Source organism: Silvimonas sp. (assembly GCF_031291215.1).
GTDB lineage: Bacteria > Pseudomonadota > Gammaproteobacteria > Burkholderiales > Chitinibacteraceae > Silvimonas > Silvimonas soli.
The window spans coordinates 357025-370094 of record NZ_JARLJK010000136.1; the positions used below are offsets into that span (position 1 = coordinate 357025).

The window sequence follows — 13070 nt, forward strand, 5'->3', positions numbered from 1 at the left end:
GGTTAGTCAGTCCAACTGGAAGCCGGAACCACGTCACGCGGGTTCCGGCTTTTGTTTGCCTTTGCGAACGTATCTTCGGCTTCGCCAACCTGATGCCAATTGCAAAGATCGCTTCCGGCCAGCACGAGAGCAGGATCAACCGGCCCGTATTCCTGTTCCGCCGTCGCAGCTCGGCGCAAATGAAAACGCTTGCGAAATGCCGCTGGCGACAATCCCTTGGCGATGCCAAATTGCTTGTAAAAGTGGCTGGGACTTGGAAAACCGCTTTCTTCAGCGATCAATTGAATCGGCATTTGCGTGGTAATCAACAAATTGCAGGCATGGCCGATGCGCAACTGGCTGAGCAAACCCGTCATGCTGTCGTGCAATTGTTCACGTAACAGCCGTTTGATTGTGGCCTCGCTGGTGCTGGTTTCAGCGGCCAGATCGGCCAGCGTAACCGGCTCGCGATAATGCGCGTGCAGCCAGGCAAGGGCTGTCTCGATCCGTTTATCCTGGGTGTCCGGGGTAAACGTGCCGCCGATCAAGCGCGCATCGTGGTCACGCGGGATTTGCCCGAAAATCTGCAGCAGACAACTCAGACGTTCCAGCCCACTGGTCTGATGCAGTCGATCAAACAGCGGTAGCAAGCGTTGAATGCAGGCTGGGCTGAACTCCACGCCTTGTTGCACGCCACGTAACCACTCACAAAACCCCATCAGTTCGGGCAAGCCGATTGCCGCCAGTTGTTCCAGCCATTCGCGCGTAAAAAAGATCACCTGAACTTCTTGCGGTTGGCCATCTGCACGGCTCTGCGCTTGCCAGGTGTGTGCCTGATTGGGTGCAACCAGCACCAGATCCAGTTCGCCGAACGAGGCGACGTCGCCACCGACATAGCGCATGCCGCGCGCACGACGGGTCAAGGTGAGCTCGAACTCCGGATGGTAGTGCCAGGCAAATGGCACGCGCTCAACTTGTAAGTATTGGTAATGCCAACGTTGCCCGAAAGTCTGGCCAACCAGTTCACGTATGAGCATACGGGTTAAACCTTAGGGGTTGATCTGAGCTAATTGTAGAGAAATTTGCACCATAACTGAACGTTAAATTCAGGTGTCAGCCTAAGATAAACAACATTGAGTAATACCAGACTAACGGCAATGAGGTTTTATATGCAGCAACATCGCGCGCAGGCTTTTTTGTTTGATATGGATGGCACCCTGATCGACTCGCATCTTCTGGTCGAGCGCGTGTGGGAGGCGTGGTGCGCCCGCTGCGATCTGAATCTGGACGACATCCGTCAATACACCCATGGTGTGCGCACCGAAGACACCGTGCGCATGGTGGCACCGCATCTGAATGTGGCCGCAGAAGTGGCATGGATGGAAGAAATTGAAACCGACACCACTGGCGGCATTGCGCCATTGCCCGGCGCGGTCGAGTTTCTGGCGCAAGTGCCCGCCGGACGTTGGGCCGTGGTTACTTCGGCGTCGTTTCCGGTGCTCAAAGCGCGGTTTGACGCCTGCGAAATCCGCCTGCCTGAGGTGGTGGTGACTTCAGAAAACGTCGAACGTGGCAAACCGGCGCCCGATCCTTATCTGCTGGCCGCCCAAAAAATGGGAATTGATCCACGCAATTGCATCGTGTTTGAAGATGCACCAGCTGGTATGGCGTCGGCTCTGGCTGCGGGTTGCCGCGTAGTGCTGGTTGGCGATTTCATTTCACGTGAGCCCGGCGTTATTGGTCACATCACCGACTTTGCGCAGCTGACCTTCTCGGTTGATGGTGACTTGCTGCTCAGTGCCCCCGAACCGGTTTTGAAGGGCCTGCGCGCTATCGCCTGATAACGCCCGAAAGGCGGCACGCCATGATCAGAGTATAATTACTCTCATTCACGGAGTGCCGCATGTTCAAATACCTTGAAGATTTCGTAGGCAACACCCCGCTGGTCAAGCTCAAGCGCTTGCCTGGCAATACCAGCAACACCGTCCTGGTCAAGCTGGAAGGCAATAACCCGGCCGGTTCAGTCAAAGACCGCCCAGCGCTGTCGATGATTCGGCACGCCCAGGAGCGTGGCACCATTAAACCCGGCGATCGCCTGATCGAAGCCACCTCTGGCAATACCGGCATCGCGCTGGCCATGGCCGCTGCCATGATGGGTTATCGCATGACCCTCATCATGGCCAAAAGCTCCAGCGTTGAACGGGTGCAGACCATGAAAGCGTTTGGCGCAGAGGTTATTCTGGCGGAAAGCATGGAAGCCTCGCGCGATCTGGCCGCGACCATGGTCGACCAAGGTCAGGGCATCATGCTGGATCAATTTGCCAATCCGGATAACCCGCTGGCGCACTACGAAACCACCGGCCCGGAAATCTGGCGTGATACCGAAGGCACCATTACCCACTTTGTTTCCAGCATGGGCACCACTGGTACCGTGATGGGCACGCAGCGTTATCTCAAAGAGCAAAACGCCAATATCCAGATTATTGGCGTACAGCCATGTGATGGCGCATCCATTGCAGGTATTCGTAAATGGCCCGCCGAATACGTGCCCGCCATCTGTGACTGGAGCAAACTCGACCGCGTAATGGAAGTTTCGCAGCCAGAAGCGGAAGAAATGACTCGCCGTCTGGCACGCGAAGAAGGCATCTTTGCCGGTGTTTCATCCGGCGGCGCGCTGGCTGCTGCGATCAGATTGTCGGCCGAAGTCGAAAACGCCGTGATTGTGTCGGTAGTTTGCGACCGCGGTGACCGTTATCTCTCCACCGGGATTTTCCCGGCATGAAGCATTGTGTATTGCTCTCCCACGCCACCTGCTTCAGTCAAATAGCGAGGCCGCAGGCATGATGGTTCCTGTCGATTTGCATTGCCACTCCAATTTCTCGGACGGCTTGCTGCCACCGCAAGAAGTGACCCGCAAGGCTGCCGAACGGGGCTGCAAACTGTTTGCACTGACCGACCACGACGACACTCGTGGCCTGGCGTTGGCGGCAGAAGAAGCCGCTAAATACGGTATGAAGTTTCTCAATGGTGTGGAAGTCTCCGCCAGTTGGGGTAAGTACACGCTGCATATTGTCGGGTTGAATGTTGATCCGGCTAACCCGGTATTGTCTGAAGGCTTGGCCAGTGTCCGTGCCGGGCGTGATGACCGCGCCCAGCAGATGAGTGCATCACTGGCGCGGGTCGGGCTGGATAACGTACTGGAAGGCGCGCGTAAATACGCCGAAAACCCGGAAATGATCAGCCGTACCCACTTCGCCCGCTATCTGGTGGAAATCGGCGCGGCCAAAGATACCAAATCCGTGTTCAAGAAGTTTCTGGTACGCGGCAAGCCTGGTTATGTGGATCATGAGTGGGCGCGCATGCATGAAGCCATCGAGTGGATTCGCGCTGCTGGCGGCGTAGCTGTTCTGGCGCATCCTGGCCGCTACGAAATGGGTAACGAGACCATGCGCGTGCTACTCACCGAGTACCGACGCCTGGGTGGCGAAGCAATTGAAGTCGTCTCCGGCAGCCACGGCGCTGCAGAGGTAGGGCGCTTTGGCCGGTTGGCGCAAGAGTTTGGCTTTATGGCGTCTTGCGGTACCGATTATCACGCTACTGGTGAAGGCGCTCGCGAACCGGGCTTGAATCCTGAACTGCCAATTGGTTGCACGCCAGTGTGGGCACAATGGTTACCGGAGCACGCATGACCACGGTGGTGCTCTATGCGGCTATCTCGCTAGACGGCAAACTCGCCCGCAGTAACGGTGATCTGGACTGGTTGCCGCAAGTCGATCCGCAAGGCGGCGACTTTGGTTATGGCGAGTTCTATGCCGGAATCGATGCATTGGTAATGGGGCGCGCCACGTTCGACCAGGTGCTGACCTTCGGTACCTGGCCGCATGCGGATCGGCCGTGTTATGTGTTTAGCCACCACGCTTTACCCACCCAGCCGGTATCCAGCACTTTGCAACGGGTTGATGAGCCGGTAGCTGACTGGCTGCAAAGCATGCAACGCGCCGGTTTTGAGCGCATCTGGCTGGTTGGCGGCGGCAAACTGGCTGCCGATTTTTTCACGGCTGGCCGCATTGATGAGCTGATTCTGACGCTGGTGCCTGAGGTTTTAGGCGAAGGCATCGATCTGTTTGCCGGGCCAGCCGCGTCATCCTGGCAATTGCAGCGCACACAAGCATTACCCGGCGGGCTGTTCCAGCTACACTATGCCCGCTCCACCACCCAGGTACTTGACCGGGCGGACTCCTGACCTTATCTGTTGAGACATGGCCCAATTCTTTTCAATACACCCTGAAAACCCGCAAGCGCGTCTGATCAAACAGGCCGCAGACATTGTCCGCAAAGGCGGATTGATCGTTTATCCGACGGATTCCTGCTACGCCCTGGGCTGTCGGCTGGACGATAAAGACGCGCTGGAACGCATCCGCCGCATCCGGCAACTGGATGACAAGCACCATTTCACGCTGGTTTGCCACGATCTGTCGCAACTGGGCACGTATGCCCGGGTCGATAATCGCACCTACCGCATGCTCAAAACCGCGACGCCAGGCAGCTACACATTTATCTTGCAGGCCACCAAAGAAACACCGCGTCGCGTGTGGAACCCCAAAAAACAGACCATTGGTTTGCGGGTGCCGCAGCATCCGGTCGCGTTGGCCATGCTGGAAGAAATGGGCGAGCCGCTGCTGTCATCCACGCTTATCTTGCCCGGCGATGATTACGCGCTAACCGATGTGTGGGATATTCGCGACCGGCTGGAACACGATGTCGATCTGATTATTGATGGCGGTTATTGCGGTATCGACCCGAGTACTGTGGTTGATCTGTCTGGCGAGAACCCGGTGGTGTTGCGACAAGGCAAGGGCGACGCCAGCTTGTTTGGCGGTTAACCGTGGGTGATTGAACCCTTGGCCGCACATCTGCTCCATTCACGACGGCACTGCGATTCCCGCAGTGCCGTTTCCGTGCGATGATTCTGCGCACGCTCGCTCAAGCTCCTTCCGGTAAGGCCACATGGATATCAATTCCTTTATTCAGAACGTTTGCATTTACGCGTTGCCCGTTTTGTTTGCGATTACCCTGCACGAAGCCGCGCATGCCTATGCAGCCAAGAAATTTGGTGATCCAACTGCCTTTTTGATGGGGCGCATGACGCTCAATCCGATCAAGCACATTGATCCGCTGGGCACCATTGCCTTGCCGTTGCTGTGTTTGTTGTTGCCGGGCAGTTTTCTGTTTGGCTGGGCCAAGCCGGTGCCGGTCAACTTCGGCGATTTGCGCAACCCCAAACGCGATATGCGCTGGGTGGCGCTGGCTGGCCCGGCTGCCAATCTGGTGATGGGCATACTGTGGACACTGGTGCTGGGCGCAGTCATTCACGCCGCTGAAGGTGATTTCATGTTCCCGCTGCGGCAAATGGCGCAGGCCGGTGTGCAGATCAACGTGGTGTTGATGGTGTTGAACTTGATTCCGATTCCACCACTGGATGGCGGGCGGATTCTGGTCTCCATCCTGCCTATCAAAGCGGCCCAGACGGTGGCGCGCATTGAACCCTATGGCATGATCATCGTGCTGGTGCTGATGATGACCAAGGTGCTGTTTTTGGTGATGAGCCCGTTTATGGCGCTCACCTTCCAGTTCCTGCAGTTGTTTTTGAGGCCTTTTCTGTAAACCGCCTTGCGCGCGGTTGTGTTGCATATACTAATAAAATTAACTGGATCAAGGATTTAACATGTTTCCCGATCGTGTTCTCTCCGGCATGCGCCCGACCGGCAAGTTGCATCTCGGTCACTACCATGGCGTGCTCAAGAACTGGGTCAAGCTGCAAAGCGAATACGAATGCCTGTTTATGGTGGCTGATCTGCATGCGCTGACCACGGCGTATGACGATGTAACGGTCATTGAGAAGAGCGTTTGGGACATGGTGATCGATTGGATTGCTGCCGGGGTAGACCCCGCGCAAGCCACTATCTTTATCCAGAGCCGCGTGCCCGAGCACGCCGAGCTGCATTTGTTGCTGTCGATGATTACGCCGCTGTCCTGGCTGGAACGCGTACCGACATACAAAGACCAGATCGAAAAGCTGTCCAGCAAAGATCTCGGCACCTATGGTTTTCTGGGTTATCCGCTACTGCAAGCCGCTGACATTCTGCTGTATCGCGGCACGCTGGTGCCGGTAGGCGAAGATCAGGTGCCGCACGTTGAGATCACCCGCGAAATCGCCCGACGCTTCAATCATATGTTCGGCAAAGAACCCAACTTTGCTGAAAAAGCCGAAGCCGCCATCAAGAAAATGGGTGGAAAAAAAGGCAAGTTGTATGAAGAACTGCGTACGCGTTATCAGCAAGAAGGCGATGTAGAGGCGCTCGAATCCGCTCGTGCCATGCTGGCCGACACCCAGAACCTGAGTCACGGCGACATGGAGCGGCTGTTTGGTTATCTGGAAGGCGGCGGCAAAATGATCCTGCCGGAATCCCAGCCCTTGCTGACCAGTGCCTCGCGTATGCCCGGGCTGGATGGCGCCAAGATGTCCAAGTCTTATGGCAACACTATCAGCCTGCGCGAAGACTCCGATGCCGTCGCCAAAAAAATCCGTCAGATGCCCACCGACCCGGCGCGAGTGCGTCGCACCGATGTGGGTGATCCGGAAAAATGCCCGGTTTGGCAGTTGCACCAGGTTTACTCCGAAGACAGCACCAAACAGTGGGTGATTGAAGGCTGTAAAACAGCAGGGATCGGCTGTATCGAATGCAAGCAGCCGGTGATTGATGGCGTGCTGGCCGAACAAAAGCCGATGTTTGAACGCGCCCAACCGTATCTGGAAGACCCGACGCTGGTGCGTAACCTGGTGGCCGATGGCTGTGAGCGGGCGCGTGATCTGGCGCGCGAAACCATGCGTGATGTGCGCGAAGCCATGGGCCTGGGCTACGATTGATGTCCACTGGTGACCTCTCGCTGTGAATGCGCCTGCCCATCCTGCCGCCGAGCCCACGGAACCGCAGCCGCTAGCCACTGAAGGTGAGGCCGTGTTGCCGCTGGCCTTGGCGCATGTCTTTGGTGAAGTGGTCACTGAGTATCCGCAAGACCTCTATATTCCGCCTGATGCCTTGCGCGTGCTGCTGGATGCCTTTGAAGGTCCGCTGGACCTGTTGCTGTATCTGATCCGCAAGCAGAACATCGACATTCTTGATATCCCGATGGCGCGCGTTACTGCGCAATATATGGAATATGTCGATGTGATGCGGGTCGATCGGCTGGAGTTGGCGGCTGAATACCTGCTGATGGCCGCCATGCTCATCGAGATCAAATCCCGCCTGTTGCTACCCAAGCCTGCTAGCAGCGAAGAAGGCGATGAAACCGACCCGCGCGCCGAACTGGTGCGGCGCTTGCTGGAGTACGAACAAGTCAAACTGGCCGCGTACGAACTGGACCAATTGCCGCAAGCCGGACGGGACTTCCAGTTGGTGAGCGTGCTGTTTGAAAAAGACATGGTGGTGCGCTTGCCCGAAGTGCGTCAGGAAGACCTCAAAACCGCATGGATGGCTATTCTGGCGCGGGCCAAACGCAACAAGAGTCACACCGTAAAACCGGATGAGTTGTCAGTGCGTGAGCAAATGACGCATATCCTCAAGCTCTTGAAGGATGGCCGTTACGCTCGTTTTGAAACACTGTTTGATACCACGCGCGGCGTGCCGTTGCTGGTGGTGACTTTTATCGCGGTGATGGAGCTGGTGAAAGAGAAATACATCTGGGTGAATCAGGATGAAGGATTCGCCCCCATTTACGTTCGTCTGGCTGGTGCTTCGGCCGATGAAGTCATGCCCTTACCGCCTGAACACTGAGCCTGGTCCATGAGCACCTCTGTATCCACTTCCAGTCTTTATGACCGCGCCCACATGCAAAAAGTGCTGGAAACAGCGCTGCTGGTGGCGCCAGAGCCGTTGTCGCTGGCTTCGCTAAAAATCCTGTTTGCCGAAGAAATTCCCGGTGCCTTGATTAACGAGTTGCTGGAAGAAATCCAGCAATCGTGGTCAGGGCGTGGCGTAGAGCTGATCAAGGTGGCGTCTGGCTGGCGTTTTCGTGCACGGCTGGAAATGCAGCCCTATCTGGAAAGGCTCAACCCGGAGCGCCCACCACGCTATTCGCGTGCAGTGATGGAAACGCTCGCCATCGTCGCCTACAAACAGCCGGTTACCCGTGGCGACATTGAAGAAATTCGCGGCGTAACGGTATCCAGTCAGATCATCCAGACGTTGAAAGAACGCGGCTGGCTGGATGTGATTGGCCATAAAGAAGTCCCGGGCCGTCCTGAGTTGCTCGGCACCACCAAACAATTCCTGGATGATCTGGGGCTGGCTGGCCTGGCTGCACTGCCGCCACTACAAGAACTGGGCAATATGGTGTTGCCTGGCTCTGGCGATGCCGCCACTGAGTAATCCTGGCCTGGTTTGCCGGCTGGTCTCTCAAGCAAACCCGGTTTTTCACCCGCGACAGGCGTATCTGCTCTGCTAGAATGGCCCTTTTCGTCTCAACCTCTGGTAAGTCCATGCTGAACATCTACAACACGCTCGCCCGCGAGAAACAGGAATTCGTCCCCATCACCCCAGGCTTGGCCAAGATGTATGTCTGCGGCATGACGGTGTACGACTACTGTCACCTCGGCCATGGGCGCGTGATGGTGGTGTTCGACATGGTCTCGCGCTGGCTCAAAGCCAGTGGTTACGAGGTTGATTACGTGCGCAATATCACGGATATCGACGACAAGATCATCAAACGTGCCGCCGAAAACGGCGAAACGATTGGTGAACTGACCACGCGCTTTATCGACGCCATGAACGAAGATGCTGACGCCCTTGGCGTACAGCGGCCCAACCATGCGCCCAAGGCCACCGAGCATATCGATGGCATGCTGGCGTTGATCGGCCAGTTGGTCGCCAAGGGCTTGGCGTATCCCGCACCCAATGGCGACGTGTACTACGCCGTGGGCAAGTTTGAGGGTTACGGCAAGTTGTCCGGCAAGTCGCTGGACGACTTGCGCGCGGGCGAGCGGGTAGAAGTCGACCACAACAAACAGCATCCAATGGATTTCGTACTATGGAAAGCCGCCAAACCAGGCGAGCCAGCATGGGAATCGCCATGGGGTTCTGGTCGTCCTGGCTGGCATATTGAATGCTCGGCAATGAGTTGCTTCCATTTGGGTGAGCATTTCGATATTCACGGCGGTGGCGAGGATTTGCAGTTCCCGCACCACGAGAACGAGATTGCTCAATCTGAAGGCGCGCACGATCACAAGTACGTGAACTACTGGCTGCACAACGGGTTTATCCGGGTGGATGACGAGAAGATGTCCAAGTCTTTGGGCAACTTCTTCACCATCCGCGACATCCTCACCAAGTACGATGCCGAAGTGGTGCGCTTCTTTATTCTGCGCGCGCATTATCGTTCGCCGCTCAACTACAGCGACGCGCATCTGGATGATGCCAAGAACTCACTGACTCGTCTTTACACCGCGCTCAAGAACACGGCAGCGACCGACGTTGCCATCGACTGGACCACGCCTCACGCAGCGCGTTTCAAAGCGGCAATGGATGATGATTTCGGCACCACCGAAGCCGTCGCCGTGCTGTTTGAACTGGCGCATGAAGCCAACAAACAACAATCGGCTGCGCTTGCGGGCGAACTGAAAGTGCTGGCTGGTGTGCTGGGTCTATTGCAACGCGATCCGCAGCAATTTTTGCAAAGCGCCGCTGGTGAAGGTGAACTGAGCGCTGAAGCGATTGATGATCTGATCGCCCAGCGTAAAGCTGCCCGTGCTGCCAAAAACTTTGCCGAGTCCGACCGTATTCGCGATGCGCTGACGGCCGCAGGCGTTGTGCTGGAGGATGGCGCGCAAGGCACTACCTGGCGCCGCGCCTGACCGGCCACGTCTGGCCAGTTGTTGAGCGTTGTATTTGTGCGCATTAAACGCCGGTATCAGGGAAAGCCTGATGCCGGCGTTTTTCATGGGGCCGTGATAATGGTGCATCACGCAATCAAGAGGCTTTTATGCTGCAACTGATCGATCACCCCAACGGCATCCGTGAACTGAATCTGGCCCATGCGCCGGTGAACGCATTGGGGCCGGAGTTGCTGCGTGCATTGCGTGAGCAAATTGCAGTTGCGGTCAGCGACGGCACTCAAGGGCTGATCTTGTCCGGCCGCCCCGGCTTGTTTACTGCCGGGCTGGATGTGCCCGCCTTGTTGCCACTACAGCGCCCGGCATTGCGCCAGGCTATGGATGACTTCTTTGGCATCTTTGCTGCGTTGGCGGCCAGTCCGATTCCCGTCGTGGCTGCAATTACCGGCCATAGTCCTGCCGGCGGTGCAGTGATTTCGATTTTCTGCGATTACCGCATCATGGCCACGGGTGATTACCGGATCGGCTTGAACGAGGTCCAAGTCGGGCTGGTTGCACCGGAATGCGTGCAAAACGCTTTGCGACGGTTGGTGGGGCCTTACCGCGCCGAACGCTTGTTGGTCGCCGGTAGCATGATTACCGGCGCAGAAGCACATGCATGCGGCATGGTGGACGAACTGCGCCCGGTTGAAGGCGTGGTGCCAGCGGCAGTCGAGTGGTTGCAACAACTGGCTCGGCTGCCACGCCACGCCGTGCTCGCTACCCGTCGTATCGCACGCGCCGAACTGGTAGCTCCGTTTGCCGCCGGATTTGATCTGGACGCATTTCTGGATGACTGGTTTAACATTGAGACGCAAACGGCGCTGCATGCGCTGGTCGCCAGACTCAAAAAATAATCCGGCAGCACGACGGCCATATGCTTTGGTGCGCCGTCCGTAAGCTTTTCACTTTCAAAGTGTTGTTTAGGTGATTCCACCACTGTCTGGCTTATGCTGACTCGCTATGATGATTGCATGGGGAGGGCGCATGCCAACATCGCTGCAAAACAGGTTTCAATTACTGCGGGAACTGGGGACGGGTTCACAGGGCAAGGTATGGCTGGCCCACGACAGCAAGACTCAGCGTGAGGTGGTGCTGCGTGTCGGGGCGGTGGGTGATATCGCCGCAGTGGGCCTGAAGCATGCCGGTCTGGTGCCCTTGCTGGAGTGCACGCGCTTCGACGAACAGAGCGCGCTGGTTTACAAATACGAACAGGGTTCGCGTTTGAGCGAACAGCATTTCAGCATCGCACTGGCGGTGGATCTGGTTATTGATCTGCTGGATGCCCTGGCAGTCCTGCATGAGGCAGGGCTCACGCATGGTCACGTCACTGCACATAACATTCTGCTGGATACCCAACAAAAGCCGCGGCTGCTGGACATCGGGACAGGGCGAGGGCTCGCCGCAGATGACGTACATGCGGTAGGCGCTTTGTTTTACATGATTCTGACCGGGCAGACTGCTGCACCAGGCGCAAACCAGCCCAGACCGGAACTTGATGCGGCGCTTGATCAATTGTTGATGAGCGCACTGCAACCCAGGCCGCCCGCCGCCGCTGCCCTGCGCGATGCCTTGCGCAACTGGCGTGGCGACTCAACGCCCATGGCCGAAGGCGCGCCCGGAACGCTGGAATTTCTGCTGCGCCGTATGCGCCATACCAGCGATTTCCCCGCGCTATCTCAAGCCATCGGCGCAATTAACAAAATTAACGAAGGCGATGCCGAGCGCTTGCAAGTGCTTTCTGGCGTCATCCTCAATGATTTTTCGCTGGTCAACAAATTGCTGCGGCTGGTTAACTCTGCCAGCTATGGGCAGTTTGGCGGCACTATCAGCACCATTTCACGCGCCATCGTCATTCTGGGTTTTGATGCCATCCGCAATCTGGCCATCACGCTCTTGCTGTTTGAGCACATGCATAACAAGGCGCATGCCGCCCAATTGCGTGACGCGGTGTTGCAGGCGTTTTTTGGTGGCTTGCTGGCACGGCAAATTGCGCTGGAATGCGGTGCGCGCGACGCTGAAGAATCACTGATATGCGGCATGTTTCACCATCTCGGGCGCTTGCTGACGGTGTATTACTTTCCGGAAGAACAGCGCGAAATCACCCGACGCATACAGTCCGGCATGTCGGAGGAGTCTGCGGCCATCGCCGTGCTGGGGATGTCGTGGGATGAGCTGGGTATTGGTGTGGCGCGGCATTGGCTGTTCCCTGAACGCATCGTCAATGCCATGCGCCCACTGCCTGACGGCATGATGCGCGAACCGGCCAGCACGCTGGAACGTTTACGGGTTTACGCCAATCTCAGTGCCCGTCTGGTGCCGCTGGTGGGTGCTGCCCCGGTCAAGCTGAACGAGCCGGTGCGTTTGTTCGGCACCGCTACCGGGCTGGATTTTCGGGGCATGCAACAAGTCATGAAGGCAGCTGGCGCCGCGCTGATGGAGCAACTGGGTGCCATTGGGGTCGATGCGCATCACAGCGTGTTTTTGCAGACGCTGCTGCGTGGCGAGGGTGCCGAACAATCGGCCGATGTTATGGACGACCTTGTGCTGACTAGCGCCACCCAGACGGCGGGTGACGCGGCGGCGGTGCTGTCTGCGGGGGTTCAGGATATTACGCAGGCCTTGGTCAGTAATTTTGCGTTGAATGATGTACTGCGCATGATTCTGGAAACCATGTATCGCGGAATAGGCTTCGAGCGGGTACTGCTGTGCACGCGCGACGCTAAAAAACCGATGATTCTGGCGCGGTTTGGTTTTGGCAACGATGTAAACAGTGTAATTCCGCGGTTCCAGATGGATACCACGCAAAAAGGGGACGTGTTTCAGGTGACGCTTGAGCGTAATCTGGATGTCTTGATCGACGACATTGACGCGCCCAGTATCGCCGCGCGCGTACCGCAGTGGTATCGCCAGCAAGTGGCGGCGGCGACCTTTATGCTGTTTCCGATCAAGGTGGGTGATCGTGTACTGGGGTTTTTCTACGGTGATAAAACAGTGCCGGGCTCGATTACGGTGGGCAGCAACGAACTTAATTTGTTAAAAACTTTGCGCAATCAGGCGGTTTTGGCCATTCGCACCAAACAATCGGGCAGTTAGTCCGGCCTTGTGCGCAAATAAAAACGCCGTCAAGAGACGGCGTTTTTTTGATAGTACGGACAATCAC

General features: G+C 56.9%; 13 protein-coding genes. 12 read left to right on the forward strand and 1 reads right to left on the reverse strand.

Going from position 1 to position 13070, the window contains the following annotated elements; genetic code table 11:
• Positions 1-2 precede the first annotated feature (2 nt).
• Positions 3-1016, reverse strand: coding sequence for an AraC family transcriptional regulator (locus tag P4L78_RS17210; RefSeq protein ID WP_309329356.1), 1014 nt, complete (start codon positions 1014-1016; stop codon positions 3-5).
• A gap of 132 nt (positions 1017-1148) precedes the next feature.
• On the opposite strand from P4L78_RS17210, the gene P4L78_RS17215 reads away from it, so the two are divergent.
• From P4L78_RS17215 to P4L78_RS17270, 12 genes are all read left to right on the forward strand, one after another.
• A complete protein-coding gene (locus P4L78_RS17215) occupies positions 1149-1820 on the forward strand; it encodes an HAD-IA family hydrolase (RefSeq protein ID WP_309329358.1) in 672 nt (223 codons plus the stop codon).
• A gap of 62 nt (positions 1821-1882) precedes the next feature.
• Positions 1883-2761, forward strand: coding sequence for a cysteine synthase CysM (gene cysM / locus P4L78_RS17220; RefSeq protein WP_309329360.1), 879 nt, complete (start codon positions 1883-1885; stop codon positions 2759-2761).
• Positions 2762-2819: 58 nt separating this feature from the next.
• On the forward strand, positions 2820-3668 hold the full coding sequence (locus P4L78_RS17225; protein ID WP_309329361.1) for a 3',5'-nucleoside bisphosphate phosphatase: 849 nt from the start codon (positions 2820-2822) through the stop codon (positions 3666-3668).
• Positions 3665-4222, forward strand: coding sequence for a dihydrofolate reductase family protein (locus P4L78_RS17230; RefSeq protein WP_283149357.1), 558 nt, complete (start codon positions 3665-3667; stop codon positions 4220-4222). The genes P4L78_RS17225 and P4L78_RS17230 overlap by 4 nt, the downstream gene beginning before the upstream one ends.
• A 16-nt stretch (positions 4223-4238) precedes the next feature.
• Positions 4239-4862, forward strand: coding sequence for an L-threonylcarbamoyladenylate synthase (locus P4L78_RS17235; RefSeq protein ID WP_283149358.1), 624 nt, complete (start codon positions 4239-4241; stop codon positions 4860-4862).
• 124 nt (positions 4863-4986) lie between these two features.
• Positions 4987-5643 carry a site-2 protease family protein gene (locus P4L78_RS17240; RefSeq protein WP_283149359.1) on the forward strand — a complete coding sequence of 219 codons (657 nt, stop codon included), beginning with the start codon at positions 4987-4989 and terminating at the stop codon, positions 5641-5643.
• Between the two features lie 61 nt (positions 5644-5704).
• A complete protein-coding gene (locus tag P4L78_RS17245; protein ID WP_309329363.1) occupies positions 5705-6907 on the forward strand; it encodes a tryptophan--tRNA ligase in 1203 nt (400 codons plus the stop codon).
• A gap of 94 nt (positions 6908-7001) precedes the next feature.
• Positions 7002-7814, forward strand: a complete 813-nt coding sequence (locus P4L78_RS17250; protein WP_405051576.1) for a segregation and condensation protein A — start codon at positions 7002-7004, stop codon at positions 7812-7814.
• Between the two features lie 9 nt (positions 7815-7823).
• Positions 7824-8408 (forward strand): SMC-Scp complex subunit ScpB, encoded by a 585-nt coding sequence (gene scpB / locus P4L78_RS17255; protein WP_309329365.1) that lies wholly within the window; start codon positions 7824-7826, stop codon positions 8406-8408.
• Between the two features lie 110 nt (positions 8409-8518).
• Positions 8519-9889, forward strand: a complete 1371-nt coding sequence (gene cysS, locus P4L78_RS17260) for a cysteine--tRNA ligase (RefSeq protein WP_283149362.1) — start codon at positions 8519-8521, stop codon at positions 9887-9889.
• Positions 9890-10017: 128 nt separating this feature from the next.
• Positions 10018-10764: an enoyl-CoA hydratase/isomerase family protein gene (locus P4L78_RS17265; RefSeq protein ID WP_309329367.1), complete on the forward strand. Its 747-nt coding sequence runs from the start codon at positions 10018-10020 to the stop codon at positions 10762-10764.
• Between the two features lie 130 nt (positions 10765-10894).
• On the forward strand, positions 10895-13003 hold the full coding sequence (locus P4L78_RS17270; RefSeq protein WP_309329369.1) for an HDOD domain-containing protein: 2109 nt from the start codon (positions 10895-10897) through the stop codon (positions 13001-13003).
• Positions 13004-13070 lie beyond the last annotated feature (67 nt).